14 protein-coding genes and 1 other RNA gene are annotated in these 19,610 nt (G+C 71.9%); 9 read left to right on the forward strand and 6 right to left on the reverse strand.

Features of this window, described 5'->3' with window-relative positions:
- Positions 1–24: 24 nt before the first annotated feature.
- The 3 genes from E1161_RS21415 to E1161_RS21425 are packed head-to-tail and all read right to left on the reverse strand — an operon-like array spanning position 25 to position 6,982.
- Positions 25–4,143: a TIGR02680 family protein gene (locus E1161_RS21415; protein ID WP_132626096.1), complete on the reverse strand. Its 4,119-nt coding sequence runs from the start codon at positions 4,141–4,143 to the stop codon at positions 25–27.
- Positions 4,140–5,339, reverse strand: a complete 1,200-nt coding sequence (locus tag E1161_RS21420) for a TIGR02678 family protein (protein WP_132626098.1) — start codon at positions 5,337–5,339, stop codon at positions 4,140–4,142. The genes E1161_RS21415 and E1161_RS21420 overlap by 4 nt, the downstream gene beginning before the upstream one ends.
- Entirely contained in the window at positions 5,336–6,982 is a 1,647-nt protein-coding gene (locus tag E1161_RS21425) for a TIGR02677 family protein (RefSeq protein WP_132626100.1), read from the reverse strand. Before E1161_RS21425 ends, E1161_RS21420 begins: the two co-directional genes overlap by 4 nt.
- A 590-nt stretch (positions 6,983–7,572) precedes the next feature.
- Here E1161_RS21425 and E1161_RS21430 point away from each other — a divergent pair.
- Positions 7,573–8,511 (forward strand): cobalamin biosynthesis protein, encoded by a 939-nt coding sequence (locus E1161_RS21430; protein ID WP_132626102.1) that lies wholly within the window; start codon positions 7,573–7,575, stop codon positions 8,509–8,511.
- Between the two features lie 59 nt (positions 8,512–8,570).
- On the opposite strand, the gene E1161_RS21435 is transcribed toward E1161_RS21430, so the two are convergent.
- From E1161_RS21435 to E1161_RS21445, 3 genes are read right to left on the reverse strand one after another with little or no spacing between them, the layout of a single operon-like run.
- Entirely contained in the window at positions 8,571–9,506 is a 936-nt protein-coding gene (locus E1161_RS21435; RefSeq protein ID WP_132626104.1) for an SURF1 family cytochrome oxidase biogenesis protein, read from the reverse strand.
- 47 nt (positions 9,507–9,553) lie between these two features.
- A complete protein-coding gene (locus E1161_RS21440) occupies positions 9,554–10,426 on the reverse strand; it encodes a fructosamine kinase family protein (RefSeq protein ID WP_408012008.1) in 873 nt (290 codons plus the stop codon).
- Positions 10,423–10,878: a low molecular weight protein-tyrosine-phosphatase gene (locus tag E1161_RS21445; protein ID WP_132626106.1), complete on the reverse strand. Its 456-nt coding sequence runs from the start codon at positions 10,876–10,878 to the stop codon at positions 10,423–10,425. Before E1161_RS21445 ends, E1161_RS21440 begins: the two co-directional genes overlap by 4 nt.
- Positions 10,879–10,948: 70 nt before the next feature.
- Here E1161_RS21445 and cobC point away from each other — a divergent pair, with 70 nt between their 5' ends.
- The 8 genes from cobC to E1161_RS21485 all read left to right on the forward strand — a co-directional run bounded on the left by cobC (position 10,949) and on the right by E1161_RS21485 (position 19,609).
- Entirely contained in the window at positions 10,949–11,995 is a 1,047-nt protein-coding gene (gene cobC / locus E1161_RS21450) for an Rv2231c family pyridoxal phosphate-dependent protein CobC (RefSeq protein WP_132626108.1), read from the forward strand.
- A complete protein-coding gene (locus E1161_RS21455; protein ID WP_235875198.1) occupies positions 11,988–12,851 on the forward strand; it encodes a Nif3-like dinuclear metal center hexameric protein in 864 nt (287 codons plus the stop codon). The genes cobC and E1161_RS21455 overlap by 8 nt, the downstream gene beginning before the upstream one ends.
- Positions 12,848–13,573, forward strand: coding sequence for a zinc ribbon domain-containing protein (locus E1161_RS21460; RefSeq protein WP_132626112.1), 726 nt, complete (start codon positions 12,848–12,850; stop codon positions 13,571–13,573). Before E1161_RS21455 ends, E1161_RS21460 begins: the two co-directional genes overlap by 4 nt.
- Complete coding sequence (locus E1161_RS21465) at positions 13,540–14,679, forward strand: bifunctional RNase H/acid phosphatase (RefSeq protein ID WP_132626114.1); 1,140 nt, start codon at positions 13,540–13,542, stop codon at positions 14,677–14,679. Before E1161_RS21460 ends, E1161_RS21465 begins: the two co-directional genes overlap by 34 nt.
- A gap of 55 nt (positions 14,680–14,734) precedes the next feature.
- Positions 14,735–15,126, forward strand: an RNA gene (rnpB, locus tag E1161_RS21470) — RNase P RNA component class A.
- 774 nt (positions 15,127–15,900) lie between these two features.
- Positions 15,901–16,191, forward strand: coding sequence for a hypothetical protein (locus E1161_RS21475; RefSeq protein WP_132626116.1), 291 nt, complete (start codon positions 15,901–15,903; stop codon positions 16,189–16,191).
- A 6-nt stretch (positions 16,192–16,197) separates the two neighbouring features.
- On the forward strand, positions 16,198–16,743 hold the full coding sequence (locus E1161_RS21480) for a hypothetical protein (protein ID WP_132626118.1): 546 nt from the start codon (positions 16,198–16,200) through the stop codon (positions 16,741–16,743).
- Positions 16,718–19,609 carry an ATP-binding protein gene (locus tag E1161_RS21485; protein ID WP_408012009.1) on the forward strand — a complete coding sequence of 964 codons (2,892 nt, stop codon included), beginning with the start codon at positions 16,718–16,720 and terminating at the stop codon, positions 19,607–19,609. Before E1161_RS21480 ends, E1161_RS21485 begins: the two co-directional genes overlap by 26 nt.
- Position 19,610 lies beyond the last annotated feature (1 nt).

The raw sequence follows: 19,610 nt of genomic DNA on the forward strand, positions 1-19,610 counted from the left end.
GCGAACCTCCGATCGAAATCCCTGTCAGGCGTTCGGACGCTGCAGGTCCGTGCCGGTCCAGGTGGTGTGCGTGGTCGCGATGCCGTGGCCGCTGCGCGGGCGCAGCACGTCGTAGATGTGCATCTTCGGGATCTTCGGCGACACGCCCCAGCCGCTGGGCCAGGTGATCAGCCAGTCCATGTCCAGATCCACCAGCAGGCCCAGCATCCGCGCGATCGTCGGGTCGTCGAGCCGCTCGAACGCCTCGTCCAGCAGCACCAGGCGCAGCGGACCGCGTCCCTCCGAGGCCACGCTGACCGCGTCGTAGAACGCCGCCGCGGCCGCGAACAGCGTCACGTACGAGATCAGCCGGGTCTCGCCGGAGGACAGCTGCCGCAGGCGGCGGACGCGGGGCTTGCTGTCCGGTCCGGTGTCGCGCACGCGCACCGTGAAGGCGAACCACGACCGGTAGTCCAGCGCCCGCGACAGGATCTCCGCGTAGCCACCGGAGGCGCTGTCGCGCTCCGACTCGATGAGATCGGTGAACACCTTGCGCAGCAACGCGTCCTGGTCATCGCTGCGGTTCGCGAACGGCGTGCGCACCAGATCGATGGCCTGCTTGATGTCGTCGCCCAGAGCCGCCGACGGCTGCCAGTCCAGCTGGACGTGCACGCCCTGGCTGGACCGGGCGCCGTCGAGGACCTCGTTCATGCGGTTGCACAGGTCCTCGGCGATGGTCATCTGCCCGCGCAGCCGCTCCGCCAGATCTCGGATCAAGTAGTCCGCGAAGATCGACTGGTAGCGCTCGTTGAGGTAACCGCGCTGCTCGCCGAGCCGCTCGGAAACCCGGCGCGCGGCCTCGGCGACCGGCTGCGGGCCCTCCTCGCCGGTGACGGTCACGGTGAGCAACCCGTGCTGGTCGGAGGCGGTGATGTCGTAGTTGCCGCTGAGCGAGTGCTGCAGGGTCTGCAACCGGTTGAGCACCGTCGACTCCGTCGAGCCCTTGCGGTCGGAGCCGGCCAGCAGCTCGGCCGCCTCCTCCAGCTCGCCGGGCACGTCTTCGGCGACGTCGGCCGCCGTCCACAGACCCGGGATGCCCAGCGCCTGGCGGAAAGCGGTGGTCGCCGAGTCGGCGTCTTGCTCGCGTCCGGCCCACTGCGCCTGCTTGTTCTCCAGCTGCGTTCCCAACCGGGCCGCGGCCTCGCGCAAGGTGCTGATCCGCTCGCGCTCCTGCGGCAGCTTCTCCCGCAGCTCGGCCCGCTCGCGCTCGAAACGGCTGACCTTGTCGGCGACTTCCTGCGCCGCCCCGCCGACCGCCGAGGTCAGCTCGGTGAGACCGCCCGCCTGCTCGGCGTACTCGGCGCACCGTCGCTCTGCCTGCGATTCGGCCTCCATCCGGTCGGCCACGGCGACGTCGTGGTGCAGCGAGAGCTCGCGCAGGTCGGCCAGCGTCGGCAGGCAGCGCGACTCGATGGCCTCGCGCAGCGCGTCGATGCCGGAACGCGCCTCCACGGCCGCCCGGTGCGCCGCGTCGAGCGCCTGCGTCTCGGCGGGCAGCCCGGCTTCACCAGCGGAGCGCACCAGCTCGGACTGCGAGGCCTGCCAGCGCTGCTCGACCTCCCAGTGCTGCTCGCGCAGCTGCACGACCTGGCGTTCGGCGTCCTCCGCGGTCTCGATCGCGGTGGTCAGCTTCGCCTGCGCGGTCAGCAGCTCGCCGTCGTCCGGGAACACCTCCAGGTGCTGCTCCAGCGCGGCGGCGTGCTCGCCGGCTTCGCGCTGGCGTCGCTCGGCCTCGCCGATCGCCTCGCGCAACCGGGCCAGCTCGTCCTCCAGCTCGGTGATCCGGCGGGACCGGGCGTCCTCGCGCGCACCGGCACCGACGTACCCGGCGGCGTCCTTGTGCCACGTCCCGCTCAGGACACCGGCCTTCCATGACCCGTCGGTGGACACCGACAGTCCTGCTCCACCGCCGGTCGACACCGTCGCCAGCAGCCCGGCGACCCGCTCGCGGGGCACCGGCGAATCCGCCACGGCGGCGGGGGAGAGCAGCGCTGCGAGCGTTCCCCCGGTCGTCGGGTCGACCGGAGCGACCGGGGCCGCCAGCAGGTCGGCCAGGCCGGGCACCTGGCCGTCGGCGGTGACCCAGGCGTTGAGCAACCCGCTGGACTGCAACGCCGCCTCCAGGCCCGCGCGGTCGGCGTCGCTCAGCGACGGGGCGAAGTCGACCAGCTCGTAGAAGGCCCGGCCCTGCGACGGGTCGCGCTCGGCCTCGGCCCAGGCAGGCAGGTCCGGGCGGCGTTCGTGACCGGCGCGCAGCTCGGCGAGTTCGCCCTCGCGCATGCGGTTCTCGGCGCGCAGCTCGGTGATCTCCTGCTCGACCGCCGACACCGCGCGCCGCGCGTCGTGCAGCTGGGGACGCGCCCACTGCCGGGCCTGCTCTCGGGCCTTGCGGCTGGCGGCCCGGTCGTTGATCAGGTCCTCGACGTTCGGCGGTTCCGGGGCAGGCTGCTCGGACGCGGCTGGCCATTCGGTGGCCCACTTGCGGGCCAGCTCCGCCCACACCGCGGCGGCGTCGGCGAGCTCCTGCTGCGCCTGGTTGCGGCGGCCGGCGGCTTCGGTGGAGGTCAGCTGCGCCTGGCGGGCGTTGCGCTGGAGCTCGGCGACCTGCGCCTGCTCGGCGTCGAGGTCGCGGGCCCGCTGGTGCAGCGCGAGGGTCAGCGCGGCGCGTTCCCGGGCCTCGGTAGCGGCTTGAGCCGAACTCCCCACCACGGCGCGGAACTGGGCCGCCAGCGCGTCGGCGTCCAGCTGCGGCGGCTGGTAGCGGTCCACATCGGTCGGTTCGGCGTCCGGTTCCGGTGAGGTGCGCACCGAATCGGACTCGGAGACCAGCTCGGCGGCCGGGACCGGCGGGGGCTGCGGCACGCCCGCACCGCCCAGCCCCGCGGTGCCCAGCTGCTGCCGGGCGCGGGTCGCCGCCTGCCCGGCGGCTTCGGCGTCACCGGCGAGCCTGCGCAGCACGCCCAGCACCGATTCCGCCGAGCGGGTCTCCTGCGCCCGATGCCGGGTCGCCGTGTCGAGCGCGGAAACTGCTGCGGCGCGCGAGCTTTCGACCAGCTTCTCGCGGTCGCGCAGGTTCTGCAGCTCCGAGTAGGCCGGGTGGGAGCGCAGCGCGTCGATGCTCGACTCCAGCTCGCCCTCGCGCTGCTCCAGCTCGGCGATGGTGCGCTGCGCGGTCTCCCGGTCCTCGCGCTTGCCGGTGAACTGCTTGTCCAGGCTCGCGAGCTCCTTGCGCAGCGACGCCAACTTCTGCTGCGCGGTGCGCATGGCCTCCGCGCGGTCGCGCAGGGCGCCGAACGCGTAACCGGAGTAGGTCGACAGGAACGCCGTCAGCGCCTTGTCCGCTCCGGTGAGCCGGACGATGTTCTCCCGGATCGACTCCAGGTCGTCGAACGAGGTCGCCAGCCGCTCGATCAAGCCCGCGTCCAGCGGCGGCAGCGCGTCGGACAGGATCTGCTCCAGCTGCCCTTCCAGCACCTTCAGGCCCACGTCGGGGTTTCGCAGCGTGCGCTGCAGGTGCAGCAGGTCCCCGTAGCGCGCGGCAGGCACGCCGTAGACCGTGGCGGCCACCTTCGCGCGGAACGACTGGTCGTCGAGCACGCAGTCCGCGCCCAGCAGCTCCCGCAGCTGAGCGGCGCCCAGCGGCACCCGGTCAGCGCCCACCAGGTGCAGGTTGATGCCGACCCGGCGGCTGGTGATGAACCGCCACGAGTCGCTGATCGACTGCGAGGTCTTCGACGCCTTGACGCCGAGCCCGCAGGTGAGGAATTCCTCGCCGCCCTCAGGGGTTTCGCGGCGCAGCTCGATCCAGGAGTAGCCGATGCGATTCGGTCCGCCCGGGTACTCGTCGAGCATCAACCGCCGGATGCTGACCGTGTCGAACCCCTTGGAACCCAGCTGCCGCAGGTCGCCGTCCAGGCACAGCGGCAGCAGCAGCTCCAGGGTCCGGGACTTGCCGGACCCGTTGGTGCCCTGGAAGATCGCGCGCCCGCCATCGAGGTCGAACGTCGTCTCGGCGTACTGCCAGATGTTGACGATCCCGCCGCGGTGCAGTCGCCACCGGTTGGCGGTCTCCGCACCGGCCGCTTCGGTGTTGTGTGCGCTCAACGGGCCGCCTCTTCCATCTCGTCGAACAATGACCAGCCCGGTGCCTCGGGCGCGGGTGGTTCGGATTCGCGTTGCTGCTGCGCCGGCGTAGCGTCCGGCTGCGGGAGCCAGCGGTGCGCCGCCGGGCTGAGCAGCCACACCCCGTCCGACCCGCGCAGCAGGCCGAGCCTCCCCAGCAGGTCGATGACCGCTCGCACCAGGTCCTGGCGGTCCTCGGTGGCCGCCCGCGACCACGCCGACGGGTACGCCTCGACGAGGTCCTCGCAGACGTCGGCGAAGTCCTGCCAGCTCACCGGATGCCTGCCCGCCGGGTCCGGTTCGCCCCGGTCCAGCAGCTCTGGCAGCGCCAGCAGCGCGATGCGCGCCACCGTCCCGGGGCCTGGGAAGGCGAGGTCGGTGAGGTAGTCCTCCGGGTCGCACACCACCACGCCCTCGGCGCGGGCCTCGCCGACCAGGCCGAAGAACCGCTCCAGCAGGCGGGATTCGTTGATGACGTGCTCGCGCAGCCACGTCGCCTGCTCCGGCGGCAGATCCGCGTAGAGCACCACCGGGTCCTCGACCAGCTTGCGCCGCACCGCGTGCTCGGTCCGGCGCGGACCCGCCGCCGAGGCCAGCTCCACCAGCTCCTGCGGACCGCTCGCCTCCGCCAGCGGGCCGGCCACCAGCTGGCCGAGCACGTCGGTGTCAATGGTGATCAGCGCCTCGGCGGTGGAATCGGCGGTCACCGAGCCCTCTGTCTCGGTGATCACGCCCAGCGCGACCAGGTGCCGCAACGCGGCGGTCAGCGCTCGTCGGTCGGCCGGGCCGTCGGCGACCTCGACGCCGGCCTCGGACGCCGCCGCGCGCACGTCGCTGACCAGCCGCGACAGCAGCACCTGACGGCCGATGCCGGTCAGCGCGGCCAGGGTGAGCGCGAAGTAGGCGTAGCCGCGCGGGCTCAGCGACTCCACGCCGCGCCCGGCGTCCTCGCCCGGACCCGACTTGTGCAGCCGCGCGAAGCGGCGCTCCACCACCAGCCGGTAGCCCAGCAGTCCGGAGAAGACGTCCTGCAGCGCGGTCCGCTGGCGGTAGATCATCGGCAGCAGGTCGCCGTCCGGGCCGTCGGCCCGCAGGAGCGGCCTGCGCAGCAGCACTCGGGCGCAGCGCACCACGTTCGCCGCGTCGATGTCGGGGAGCTCTTCGAACGTCGAGATCATCGGGCGGCTCCTCGGGCAGGTGCCTCGGGATCGGGCAATCCGCCGTCACCGGCCAGCACCAGGACCGTGTCGCGCAGCCTCAACTCGCCTGCCGCGCTGCTGATCCGGGTGTCCTGACCGGGTTCGGGACGGATGGTCACGCGCAGCCGGTGCACCGGGTCCAGCACCGAGCCCTCGTCGTCGGAGCCGTCGCGCTGCGCCATCGCCAGAGTCAGCAGCTCGCACAGCACGCCCAGCGCGTCCGGCGACAGCGTGCGCTGGCCGACGTCGGCCCCGGCCTCGGCGAGCTCGGCCACCGCCGCGCTGCGCCGCTGATCGGCCTGGCGGGCCTGCTGCAGCAGCGTCTCCTCGGTCATCGGGTCGTCGAGCACCCGCGAGGTGCGGCCACGCGCTCCTCGGTCGCCCCTGCTGCGGACGCTGACGGTCACGTCCTGGACCGGGCCGTCGCGCCACGGCACCTTGTCGTTGTCGGAGTCGTAGTCGGGCGCGGGCTGCAGGTGCCGCGCGGAGTGCAGGCCGAAGGCCGCCGCGTAGAGCCGGTGCGCGGTGCTCTCGTCGGCCCGGTCGAACCACTTCGCCAGCTTCAGCAGCTCACCGCGTCTGCCGGGGACCAGGCCTCCGCCGGAGGTGGCGCGCTTGACGCTGGCCAGCAGCGACCCGATGGCGCGCGCGGTCGCCTCGCGCAGCGCGGCGACCTGGCTGGGGCGGCCGGGGGCGTCGACGAACCAGTCCGTCAGCTCCTGCCAGTCGGCAGGGGTGCGCCCGCGCGCCCGCTCGACGTCGGTGCCCAGCTGGTCGGCCGGGCCGAGCAGCCGCAGCAGTTCGCCGCGCACGCCGGTCAGCCCGGCAAGCGAACCGGCGATGGTCTCGGTGTGCCGCAGCACGTCCTCCACGACCATCTGGATGTACTCGACCAGCAGGTTCCGGAACCCGGAGATCTCGTCCGGCGCCAGCTGGTGGCGGGTGACGACCTGGCCGAGGTAGGCGTAGAAATCCCGGACCGTGGCGGCGAGCTCGGCGTGCTGCAGGAAGACCGTGGTGACCTGCTCCGCCAGCCGCTCGCGGGCCTGGCGCGCGGGTTTGGTCCTCGGGTCGTGGCCCTCGGCGGCCAGCGCGTCCGACAAGGCCTTGCCGATGCCGGCCAGGCCGCGGTCGATCGCGGGCAGCAGCTCGCGGGAGACCTCGCGGGCGCCTTCGGGCACCCGCAGCAGCGCGTCGACGTCCCGCTGGACGCGGACGGCGAGCTTGCTGACCTGGTACCGGACGCTGCCGTGCTGGAACTCGGCGATGCTGGAGGCGATCGTCTCCCTGCGGCCGACGACCAGGTTGCCCCACTTGACAAGCTGCTTGAGCCGGTCGATCACGGTGTCCACATCGGACTCCCCGGTTGCGACCCGGCCCTCGCGCTCGGCCGCGGCCAGCGCGGCGGCGACCTCACCGGCCGACAGGTCCGCGAGCAGCGTCGAGGTGAACAGCCGCATGATCGCCAGGTAGGTGCGGTGCTCCGGAGCCTGCAGGTAGACGTACAGCTGCAGGCGCTGGGCGTCGTCCAGCGGCGTCTCGGCAGCAGGTGGCGGCACGTCGGTCGCGTTTCCCGCGACACCGGCGCGCAGGACATCGGCTTCGTGATCAGGGGCCGTCACGGTCCGCCACGATATCCCGTCGCCCGGACACAGCCGGTCACCGCTTCGCCGAAGCGTGGAATCCTGGGCCTCCGCGGCCGGGTAGTGCCCTGCAACGCCTGCTCTCCCTCCGGGTGTCAGATGGCTCTGCTACCAGTGTCCTATGAGTACGGCGCACGAGTGCCGGGCCTCCCCGAACCCTGAACGAGCAGTCCGGTCGCGCCGCACGTCGCGAAGCGGACGGGACCGCTGCGAGGATCGATCCTTCGAGGGTCAGGTCGTCTCTGCGCATGCGGAACGCACGCCGGGCAAGGTGCGCCGACTGGTGGCTACCCCCGGGGCTCCGGGATGACGAGCGCGACCCGGTGCAGGCAGCGTGCCGGTGCCGCAACGTCTGGTGCAACGGCATGGACGAAACCGCAGACAGCAACGCGAGTTCATCGGTCCCTTCCACTCGGTCAGCCAGCATCGTTCCCCCTGTGGGAAGTCCCTGCTCCGGCTGCGCGAAGTCAGCTGGGATGCCGTGATCGGTCACAGCCGCTCGCGGGGTAGCGTGCGGTGCTGCTCTTAGAGGTGGTCGAGATCCTTCCCTTCGGGTGCTGGAGGTGCCGGTGAGCGCGGGACGAGCGGTCGGGCTGCTGCTCGGCGTGGCGGCGGACGCGGCGTTGGGCGACCCACGGCGCGGACATCCGGTCGCGCTGTTCGGACGCGCGGCGCAGACCGTGGAGGAGGTGCTCTACCGGGACCACCGTTCCGCAGGCGTCGTCTACACCGGTGTGCTCGTCGGCGGCACCGCCGTGCTCGGAGCCCTGGTGCAGCGCGCCGTTCGCCGCAGCCCCGTGCTGGAGGCGGCCGCGACCGGGGTGGTCACCTGGGCGGTTCTGGGCGGCACGTCGCTGGCCGATGAGGGGACCGCCATGGCGCGGTTGCTCGACGCAGGTGAGATCGACGCCGCGCGCGACCGGCTCGGCAACCTCTGCGGGCGCGACGCCGCCGTCCTCGATGGGCAGGGCCTCGCCCGCGCCACCGTCGAGTCCATCGCCGAGAACACCTCGGACGCCGTCGTGGCTCCGCTGGTGTGGGGAGCCGTCGCCGGGATTCCCGGGCTGGTGGCCTACCGCGCGGCCAACACGCTCGACGCGATGGTCGGCCACCGATCGCCCCACTACCGCGAGTTCGGGTGGGCGTCGGCTCGTCTGGACGACCTGCTGAACCTGCTGCCGTCCCGCTTCGCCGCCGCGCTCACCGCGGTGTGCGCACCCGTCGTCGGCGGATCCGGCGGCGGTGCCTGGCGCACCTGGCGGCGCGACGCGGCGGCCCACCCGAGCCCGAACGCGGGGCAGGTCGAGGCGGCCTTCGCCGGTGCCCTGGAGATCCGCCTCGGAGGACGCACCACCTACGGGTACGTCACGGAGCAGCGCCCGATCATGGGTGAGGGCCGCACCGCCGACGCCGGCGACGTCACGCGCAGCGTCGAGCTCTCCCGCCTGATCGGCACGGTCACCGGAGCGGTCGCAGCCACCGCTGCCGTCCTCCGCCGCGACCGCTGACCCCGCCGCACTCGGGTGCGTCCCAGCAGGGCAGGTCCAGGTCCGAACCGTCCAGGCCGTCAGTCGGTGGGCTTGTCGAGGGCTTCGGCTTCCCGGCGTTCTTCCTCGGCGATGGCCTCGGCCACCGAGAGCTTGCGGCGGCGCTTCCGGGTCGAGGTGGAAGCTCCCGCGTAGCGCGACCCGGCGCCGGAACCGGGCTCGGAGTCAGTGCCCCCGCCCCCGTCGTTGCGGGCTTCCTCATCGGCGTCCCGGCGCCAGGCCGGGCCAGCCTCGGGCCGGAGCTCGGTGTAGATGAGGTAGCCGATGGCGATGATCGCCATGATGCCGAAGGCGATCCACTGCAGGGCGTAGGAGAAGTACGGTCCTGACTCCAACCGGGGCAGCGGCAGCGCGCCGAGCACGCCCGGCTGTCCCTCGGCGAGCGCGACGTACCCCGGGCGCAGCGCGACGCCGGTGCCCTCGGAGATCGTCCCGGCGTTGACCGCGTAGGCCCAGCGGTGCCCGTCGTGGTCGAACAGCGGACGCTGCTTGCTGTCGGTCTCGTCGCCCCGGATCCGCGCCGTGATCGTCACCGGCCCCGAGGGCGCGGCGGCGTAGTCGGGTGCCCGGGTGCCGTTGACCGGGCGCACGAAGCCCCGGTCGACCAGCACCGTCGTCCCGTCGTCGAGCCGGAACGGCGTGAGCACCTCGAACGCGGGCTCGCCGAGCACCGTGCGCTGCCAGGCCAGCGTCTCGGCCGACTGCAGGTACTGGCCGGTCAGCAGCACCTGGGACCACTCGGTGGTGACGTCGGGCGCCCGGCCCGCGGGCAGCACCTCGTTCAGCGGCTTCGGCGAGGCGTGGAAGGACTCCGCGATGGCGTTGTTGCGGATCTCGGTTTCTTCGCTGCGGCCGAACTGCCACGGCGCGAGCGTCGTGAAGCACAACGCGGCGAACACCGCCACCAGCGCGATCGCACCCAGCCACCCGGGCCGCAGCAAGAACTTGAGACGCACACCCACACGGTAGGCGGCCCTGCCGGGGGAGGGTCTGAGACCCCGTCTCAGTGTGACCGCGACGCCAGCGCCCGCCGAGCGGACCGGGCGGCCTGACCGCCGTAGCTCGAGCCGAAGAGCACCGCGTGCACCAGCAGCGGGAACAGCTGGTGCAGCGCGATCCGGTCCCGCCACCCCGCGGCCAGCGGACTGACCTCCTCGTAAGCGGCGACGATGCGCTCCAGGTGCGGGCAGCCGAACAGGTGCAGCATCGCCAGGTCCGTCTCGCGATGACCGCCATGCGCCGCGGGATCGATCAGCCACGCCCGCTCCGCTCCCCAGTGCACGTTCCCGCTCCACAGGTCTCCGTGCAGCCGCGACGGCGGTTCGGCCGGGCCGGCGAGCTCGGCGATGTCCTCGCAGACCTGGTCGAGCACCTTCGCCGACTCCGAGCTCAGCGCTCCCTCGTCGACCGCGCGGCGGACGTAGGGCTGGACGCGGTGCCGCGCGTAGAACGTCGGCCAGTCGTCCTCGGGTTCGTTGCGCATCGGCGCCAGCCCGATCCAGGCGTCGGCTGGGCCACCGGGAGGTGGACTCCCGAACGCCGGAGCCCCGGAGGAGTGCAACCGGGCGAGACCCCGACCCAGCTCCTCGGCCGCCCGCGCCGTCGGTGACGAGGCGGGGACGTGCTCGGTGACCAGGCAGTTCGCGCCGTCGCCGAAGACCTCGGGAACCGCGACGACACCGGGCTCGGCGAGCCACCGCAGCGAGGCCGCCTCCGCCTCGGCCGCGCCGGGCATCGACGGCGAGGCCGACTTGGCGAACACCTCGGTGCCGTCGTCGAGGCGCACCGCGAACGCCGCCGCGGTGTCCCCGCCCGAGAGCCGACGGGTCTCGGCGACGCCGCGCCCGGTGATCAGGGAGACCTCGTCGACGATCACAGCCGCTCCCGCACCCACGCCACCAGTTCCGGCATCGCCGCCTCCACCATCGCCAGCACGTCGTCGAACCCGTTCGGCCCGCCGTAGTAAGGATCGGGCACCTCGGTCCCGTCCGCGTCAGGGTCGAAGGAGCGCAGCAGCCGCACCCGGTCCGGATCCCCGGCCAGCCTGCGCACCGCGCGCAGATGCCCCTCGTCCATCGCGACCAGCAGGTCGGCAACCAGGTGCCGCTCGTCGATCTGGGCGGCGACGTGATCGGTGGGGTAGTCGTTGGCGGCCAGCACCTTCTCGGTGCGCGGATCGGCGGGCTCGCCGACGTGCCACGGACCGGTGCCCGCGCTGGAAACCTCGACCTGCGAGTCGAGCCCAGCGCGGCGCAGTTCCTCGGCGAAGATCAGCGCCGCCATCGGCGACCGGCAGATGTTGCCCGTACAGACGAAAGACACATGCACGCCTCGAGGGTACGGACGAGCGTGCCCCGCGCTCTGAAGCGTTCCGACGAGCACGTTTAAACTGCCCCCGATGAGCGGGGACGATCGAGAACTACTGCGCCACCACGGCGATGTGGACGCGGCGCGCGGACTCGCCGACTTCGCCGTCAACGTGCGGCTGGAGCGGCCACCGGAGTGGCTGCGCGCCCGCCTCGCCGAAGCGCTCGACGACCTCGGTTCCTACCCCTCGGCCGAAGCCGACGAAGCCGCCCGCCGAGCCGTCGCCACCAGGCACGACCGGCGCCCCGACGAGGTCCTGGTGCTGGCGGGCGCCGCCGAGGGCTTCGCACTGCTGCCCGCGCTGCGCCCGAAGCTGGCCGCGCTGATCCACCCCTCGTTCACCGAACCCGAGCTGGCCCTGCGCAACGCCGGTGTTGAAGTCGAGCGCGTCGTCCTCGACCCCGCCGACGGTTACCGGTTGCACGCCGACCAGGTCCCCGACGAAGCGGACATGGTCGTGCTGGGCAACCCCACCAATCCGACCTCGGTGCTGCACCCGGCCGACGAGATCCGGAAGCTGCTGCGGCCCGGCCGGATCGTGGTCGTCGACGAAGCGTTCATCGACACCGTGCCCGGCGAACGCGAATCCCTCGCGCACCTCGCCGAACCGGGACTGCTGGTGCTGCGCAGCCTCACCAAGATGTGGGGTCTGCCCGGCCTGCGCGCCGGTTACGCGCTCGGCGCCCCGGAACTGCTCGCCGAGCTCGGCCGGAACCGCCCCCACTGGCCGGTCAACTCCCTGGTGCTGACCGCGGTGCGCGCCTGCTGCGAACCGCACGCGATCGACGAATCGCAGCGCGCGGCGGCCGAGTTCACCGAGCACCGGGCCGGGCTGCTGGCCGAGCTCGCCGACTTGCCCGGCATCGACGTGGTGCGCACGGCTGAGGCACCGTTCCTGCTGCTGCGGGTGCCGGACGGGCAGGAGGTGCGGGAGGCGCTGCGGGACCGCGGCGTCGCGGTGCGCAGGGGAGACACGTTCCCCGGGCTCGACACCGGGCACCTCCGGGTCGCGGTGCGCGCGCCGGAGCAGAACTCGTTGTTCGTCAAAGCCCTTCGAGATGCTGTGGAACGTGGGTGAAGCGGTGCGTATTCGGGACGTGATCGGCGCGCTGGAGGAGGCGTACCCCACCGGGCTGACCGAGGACTGGGACGCCGTCGGCCTGGTCTGCGGAGACCCCGACTCGGTGGTGCAGCGCGTGCTGTTCTGCGTCGACCCGATGGAGGCCACGGTGGACGAGGCCATCGACTTCGGCGCGCAACTGCTGATCTCGCACCACCCGCTGCTGCTGCGCGGCGTGCACGGCGTCCCGGCCGACGACCACAAGGGACGCGTGGTGCACCGGCTGATCCGCTCCGGCATCGGCCTCTACTGCGCCCACACCAACGCCGACAAGGCCAACCCCGGTGTGTCCGACGCGCTGGCCGGTGCGCTCGGCCTGACGGCCACCCAGCCGCTGGTGCCCACCGCGCCCGGCGCCGACACCGGCCTGGGCCGCATCGGTGAACTCGCCCAGCCCGAACCGTTCCGGGCCTTCGTCCGCCGCGTCGTCGACGGCCTGCCCACCACCGCGTGGGGCGTGCGCGGCGCCGGTGACCCGGACCGCGAGATCCGCCGCGTCGCGGTCTGCGGCGGAGCCGGCGACTCGTTCCTGGCCACCGCCGCCGAAGCCGGGGTCGACGCCTACGTCACCGCCGATCTGCGCCACCACCCCGCTGGGGAACACCTCGCCCAGGCCGACGTGCCCGGCGCCTCGGTGCCGGCCTTGGTCGACGTGGCGCACTGGGCCAGCGAATGGCCCTGGTGCCAGCAGGCCGCGGACCTCGTGTCCGCCGCGCTGCCGGATACAGTCGAAGTCCTCGTATCCACCCGACGCACCGACCCGTGGACCGTGCACGCCGGTGCGACACCAGACCCAGGGAGGGCGCTCGCGTGAAAGCCGACCCCGCCGTACAACGACGGCTGCTCGATCTCGCGGAAGCCGACGCGGAGATCAACCGCGTCGCGCACCGCAGGCGCACGTTGCCAGAACTCGAGCAGATCGGTGAAGCCGAGCGGGAGGTCCAGACCAAGCGCGACGAGCTGGTGGTCGCCCAGACCGCGTTCAACGACCTCGACCGCGAGGTCAAGCGGCTGGAGACCGAGGTCGACAACGTCCGCAAGCGCGAAGCCCGCGACCGCAATCTGATGGCCGCGGGCGGACCGGCCAAGCAGCAGGAGGAGCTGGAGCACGAGCTGCAGACCCTCGCCCGCAGGCAGGCCGTGCTCGAGGACGAGCAGCTGGAGGTCATGGAGCAGCGCGAAGCGCTGGAGACCAACGTGACCAAGTCCCGCGAGGCCGTCAGCGAAGCCGAGCAGCGGCTCGGCGACATCCAGTCCCGCCGCGACGAGGCGCTCAGCGAGCTCGAGGTCGCCGAGACCCGCAGGCAGAACGAGCGCGACCTCATCACCAAGTCCCTCCCGGACGACCTCGTGGCCCTCTACGAGCGGGTCCGCGCCCAGCGCGGGATCGGCGTCGGGCTGCTGCAGGGCGCCCGCTGCGGAGCCTGCCGCATCGAACTCGACCGGCACGCCCTCAACGAGGTGCGCGAAGCCGCCGCCGACGACGTGGTCCGCTGCGAGGAATGCGGCGCGATCCTGGTGCGGGAGAACAAGTGAGAGTCGTCGTCGAGGCAGACGGTGGATCGCGCGGCAACCCCGGCCCCGCCGGCTGCGGCGCGGTCGTGCTCGACGCCGACACCCGTGCCGTCCTCGCCGAACGCGCCATCGAACTCGGCGAGACCACCAACAACGTCGCCGAGTACCAGGGCCTGATCGCCGGACTCCGCGCTGCTCGCGAGCTCGGTGCCGCGCAGGTGTCGGTGCGGATGGACTCCAAGCTGGTCATCGAGCAGATGGCCGGGCGGTGGAAGGTCAAGCACGCCAACCTCCAGCCGCTCAACGCCGTGGCGCGAGAGCTCGCCGCCGACTTCGAGCGGATCGACTACGAGTGGATCCCGCGCGCCGAGAACTCCGCCGCCGACAAGCTCGCCAACGACGCGATGGACGGCAACACCGTCGAAACCGGGCAGGTCACCGAGACCGAGAGCGCCTTGGCGCGCACCCGCCCGTCCGGCTGGCAGAACCTGCGGGGCGCACCCACCAAGATGCTGCTGCTGAGGCACGGCCAGACCGCGATGTCGGTCGACAGGCGCTACTCCGGTCGCGGCGACGTCGAACTGACCGAGCTGGGGGAGCGGCAGGTGCGGGCCGCCGCCAAGCGCCTCGCCGCCATGGACGGCGTCGTCACCCCTGACGGCAACGCCCCCATCGTCGCCTCACCCCTGACCCGGACCCGCGAGAGCGCGCAGGCCGTCGCCGAGGCCACCGGTGGTGAGCTGGAGCTCCACGACGGCCTGATCGAGACCGACTTCGGCGAGTGGGAGGGCCTCACCTTCCTCGAAGCCGCCGACGCGTACCCCGACCTGCACCGGAAGTGGATCGGCGACCCCGCCGTCGTGCCGCCCGGAGGTGAGAGCCTCGCGGCCGTCCACCAGCGGGTCACCGCCGCCCGCGACGACCTCGTCGAGCGCTACGCGGGGAAGACGATCATCGTCGTCAGCCACGTCACCCCGATCAAGTCCCTGCTGCGCATGGGCCTGGACGTGGGACCGGAGGTCTTCTACCGCCTGCACCTGGACCTGGCGTCGCTGTCCATCGTGGAGTTCTACCCGGACGGCAACGCCTCGGTCCGGCTGGTCAACGACATCTCCCACTGGGCCTGAACTCCGGGCTGGCCGGAACGGGGAGCGGGCACGGCGGTAAAATGGCCGGTGCGGAAGAGTCGGTCGGGTGACCGCGGCGGGTCACGACCCGTCGAGGAAAGTCCGGACTCCACAGAGCAGGGTGGTTGCCAACGGCAACCCGGGGAAACCCGCGGGACAGTGCCACAGAAAGCAGACCGCCCGGCGCTCGCGCCGGGTAAGGGTGAAACGGTGGTGTAAGAGACCACCAGCGCCTCGGGTGACCGAGGTGGCTAGGTAAACCCCACCTGGAGCAAGGCCAAGATGGGCGTTCCGACGCCTGCGCGGACGTTCGAGGGTTGCTCGCCCGAGGTTCGCGGGTAGGCCGCACGAGCTCGTCGGCGACGGCGGGCCTAGATAGATGGTCACCGAACGGTTCGGTCGTGAGACCACCGGGAACAGAATCCGGCTTACAGACCGTCTCTTCCGCATTCTCCTCGTTCTTCGCGCCTCGGGGGCGTCTTCCCGGTTCCGGGCGTTCCGGTTGGCGGGCCGAACCCGTTGTACTGATCAACTGCTCAGTGGTCGTCTCGCTCGCGGTGCGAGAAGCGGAACCGGAGCGACGTTCTGGCTCCGGGACCCGCGAACCATGCGCGCCAGCACACGGCGTTGCGGCTGTCCTCCCCGGAGAGCCGCTCAACCCACGGCGGTGCCGGTTGCTCGGGTGGTGCAAGAGCAAGCACCTTCGGTGCCGCCCGGTGGCTGTTGGGCCGTTCCCCGCAGTGGTTCTCGTGCTTCTGGCCTAGGGGTCAAAACCCATGCCCTGGGGGGAACTCCGCGTGTGGGTGCCGTTACCCTGGTTCGTGCGCGTCAAGATCACCTCGTTCTTTCGGGTTCGGCGATCACGTCGAGTGATCCGGTCGGGTGCTTCCTGGCGCGATGTGCGGAAATCCACTGGACCACCGGAGCGTTCACGGTGCGTTACGAAGGGGCTCGCAAGCGGGTGAACAGCCACGAGGATCAGGCTCGAAACCGGCCGAAGGGGCGTCTATTCCGCGATGACCAGCCAGTGGTGGCTTGCTCGAATGGCCTATTCGCCGCGTGATGTCCGTTTCGCCGTCGCGCTGCAACCCGCCACACCCGAGCTCGCAACCACTACTTCTGGTGACCATGTCATGTTCTACTCGTATCTGCGCGTTGCGGATCACCGCGACGCGTTGAGGTACCGGCCCGCAGACACTCCGCGTACTCAGGGGTAAAGAGATGACCGCCATGCCGCTGGAAACACTGGCGCACCTGGACGTACTCGCTCAGCAGACACAACTGGGCACCGACGGCATCCGCGGTTGGATCCTGAACAACGTGCTACCGCTGCTGCTGCTCACGGTGGCGATCCTGCTGCTGTGGCTCGGTGGCGGCAAGGGCGACAACGCCGGCGTGATGCGCCGCGTCGGTGGTGTGCTCGTCGCCCTGGCCATCGTCGGCATCGCGGTCACCAACGCGGGAATCGACATCGGCACCTTCATCGCACAGCTCTTCAGCACCAACGGGTGATGTCCAGTGCGGATACGCACCGATGACGAGGTTTACCGGGTAGACGCCGTCTGGCTCGGCCCGCCGAAGGCGACCTTCCCCTGGCGTGCTCGCTACGTGGCGTGGGGCGTCGGCACGGTGGTGTTCCTGCTGGTGCTGGCCATCGAACGCCGGATGAACATCGGCTTCGGGTTCTTCTCCACGGCTTGGGGTCTGGTCATCACGGTGGCGTTGACCAGGCTCATCTGCTCCAAGATCGGGCACGAACGCCCGCTCGGCGCGGTGCTGGTCATGTGGATGCGAGAGCTGACCGCGCCCCGCGAGAAGTCGCAGGCCAACGGCGGGGCGGCCAGCGCCGCCCGAGTCCGGGTCCGGCGGCGTCGTCCCGTGCCCAAGAACAAGCGCCCCCGCCGCGGACAGCAGCGGCAGGGGCAGGCCCCGCGACAGTCGCAGGCCAGGAGGCAACAAGCCCGGCAGGCGCAGCCGCGCACCACCCGGACCGGGCAGCAGGTCGGAAGCAGGCGCACGCGTAGCAAGGAGGTTCGCGGTGTTCGGTCGCCGTCGAGGCGGTGAGCAGCAGCCGCAGCAGGTACCCCGCGGCTCCAGCGGCAAGGTCCGCGGTGCCAAGGGCAACGGCAAGCCGCGCAAGCGCGCACGAGGTCTGGGTGATGAGCAGTCCATCCCGACCTACACCCCGTCGATCGCCGCGCGCACCATCGACGGGCACCTGCTGCGAACCGGCCAGGACGTCTTCGCCTGGTACCGGCTCTCCCCCCAGCGCTGGTCCTTCCGCTCCGACTCGCAGCGCCAGGACCTCGTCGCGGCCATCGCGGGCCAGTACGCGGAACTGCAAGGGCGCTGGTTGCACCTGCGGGTGACCAACCGGCCCTACCCGATCCGGATGTGGGCCGAAGCGCACGTGCACAACGCGCGCAACCCGCTCCCCGACGCCGACGGCGCGCTGTCCTTCGACGACTACATGGTCGGCGAGCAGCAGCAGCTGATGGGCCGGTCCATGGCGGAGAAGGAGGTCTACCTGGGAGTCCAGGTGCAGACCCGCAACGTCGTGGACCGCGCGGTGGAACGTGCCGCCCCGCTGCTGCACAAGGTCTTCCCGGAGGCCGTCGACGCCGAGCTCGTCGCGCTCGACAGCGAGATCGAGCACTTGGACCAGGTGATCGGGTCCGCCGGGTTGGACGGCCGCCCGGTGACCGCCGAGGAGATCTCCTGGCTGATGCACCGGTCCTGCTCGCTGGGCCTCCCGGCTCCGCGCAACCTGCCCGCGGTGCCCGGCGCGCCGTGGGAGCCCGAGGACCTCGCGTCGTTCACCGACGCCTCCGACATGCACCAGGACCCGTACGCGCCGACGGTGACCGTGCGCGGCCGGACCGGCTCCAACGCCGGCGTCACCCGGCACGTCGCGGTGCTCACCGTCGGTCAGACGCACGGCCTGCAGATCCCGGAGATCGACGATCCGTGGATGCAGCACTCCGACCGGCTGCCCGCCCCGGTGGAGTGGTCGGCGCGAATCTACGTGCGGCGTCCCGAGGACGTCGGAGGCGAGCTCCAGCGGCAGATGAACAAGGTCCGCTCCCAGGTCCGGCACTACACCGAGGAGCACGGCCTGGAGCCGCCGACCTCGCTGGCCCGGCAGGCGGGCCGGGTGCTGGAGATCGACGACGAGATGACCTCCGGCTTCACCGCCCTGGCCACCCGGGTCAAGTCCTGGTGGCGGATGGCGGTGTCCGGCCCGACCGAGCGCGACGCGCTGCGGCTGGCCCAGCAGATCCTCGACCTGTACAAGCCGAAGGTCGCCATCGAGCACCCCGAGGCGCAGTACGCGATGGCGCGCGAGTTTATCCCGGGCGAGCCGCTGGCCAACACCGCCTACCTGCGGCGCGGTTCGGTGGTGTGGGCGGCTTCGGCTGTGCCGCAGGCGACCGCCGAGGTCGGTGATCGGCGCGGCATCCTGCTCGGCGAGACCTGCACCGCCACCCGGCGTCCCGTCGCCTGGGACCCGTGGATGGCGCAGGAGGTCCGCGACGCTTCCGGTCTCACGGCGATGGTCGCCGGGCTCGGTGGCGGGAAGTCGTTCCTCGGCGGCGGCATCGTCTACAAGACGCTGCGGGCCGGCGCGCACTGGACGTTGCTGGACCCGTCGGGGCCGCTCTCGGAGCTGTGCAACCTCCCGGAGCTCAAGCCCTACGCGCGCAACATCAACCTGCTCAACGCCCAGCCCGGCATCCTCAACCCGTACCGGGTGGTCGCGGAACCAGAGCTGGAGCACTTCGTCGACGAGGAGGACCCGGAGCGCGGCTGGCGGCGCGAACGCGCGCTGGCCGCCGCGACCCGGCGCCGCTTGGTGCTCGACGTTCTCACCGGCCTGCTGCCCTACGAGGTGGCGAAGCTGCCGCAGACCCGGATCGTGCTGCTGCGCGCGGTCCGCGCCGTCGGCGGGCGGGTCGACGCGCACCCGGGCATGGTCTTCGAGGCGCTGCGCCGCGACGCCAGCGAGCACCACGAGCACGCGGTGGTCGTCGCCGACTTCCTCGACGAGATCCGGGAGCGGATGGCGCTGCTCATCCCGGAGAACAACGCCGACCCGTACTCGGAGACCCGCGACGACCGGCTGACGGTGCTGACCATGGCCGGTCTGACGCTGCCCAAGGACGGCGTCGGCCGCGAGCACTGGACCGACGCCGAAGCGCTGGGCGTGGAGATGCTCAACCTGGCGGCCTGGCTGACCCAGCGGTCGATCTACGAGCGACCCAAGGGCGAGCGCAAGGGCGTCTGGATCGACGAGGCGTTCTTCCTCTCGGAGGTGCCGACCGGTCGAGTCCTGATGAACCGCTTCGCCCGAGACTCGCGGAAGTGGAACGTGCGAGTGCTGCTGTCCAGCCAGATCCCGGCGGACTTCCTGCGCATCCAGGGTTTCGTGTCGCTGCTGGACTCGGTGTTCATCGGCCGGCTCGACGACGAGAGCGCCCAGGCCGACGCGCTGCGGCTGCTCAAGGTGCCGGTCGACGCCGGTTACGAGCAGGTCGTCTCGGCGCTGGGACGCCGTCCCGGCCCGGCGCGCAACGCCACCCAGCGGGACCGCGCGCCGCGACAGTTCATCTTCGGCGACGGCGCGGGCGGCGTGGAGAAGATCCGCATCGACTTCTCCGGCCCGCACCTGGAGCACCTGCGCGACTCGTTGGACACCACCCCGGCCTCCGAGCCCGACGCCGAACCGCGGGCGCTGAGCCCCGCGCCGGACGGCGACGGCGTGAACTCCGACTCCGCCACGTCCGCGCTGAACCCGGCGGAGGACGACTACGGGGACGATTTCGAATCGTTCGACGAGTTTGAACTCGAGAGCGTCGGCATCGGTTTCGATGACGGCACCGAGAGCTCGACCCGCCGGCCGGGCGAGCGGGGTGGGGACGACGCGAGGTGAG

The sequence above is a fragment of the Saccharopolyspora aridisoli genome, assembly GCF_004348445.1.
In the GTDB taxonomy this organism is placed as follows: Bacteria; Actinomycetota; Actinomycetes; order Mycobacteriales; family Pseudonocardiaceae; genus Saccharopolyspora; species Saccharopolyspora aridisoli.

Bases quoted from the DNA above. Each gene is read 5' to 3' on its own strand.
- E1161_RS21420 (WP_132626098.1), bottom strand. From the start codon at position 5,339: ATGATCTCGACGTTCGAAGAGCTCCCCGACATCGACGCGGCGAACGTG.
- cobC (WP_132626108.1), top strand. From the start codon at position 10,949: ATGAGCGGGGACGATCGAGAACTACTGCGCCACCACGGCGATGTGGAC.
- E1161_RS21465 (WP_132626114.1), top strand. From the start codon at position 13,540: ATGCGGCGCGATCCTGGTGCGGGAGAACAAGTGAGAGTCGTCGTCGAG.
- E1161_RS21475 (WP_132626116.1), top strand. From the start codon at position 15,901: ATGACCGCCATGCCGCTGGAAACACTGGCGCACCTGGACGTACTCGCT.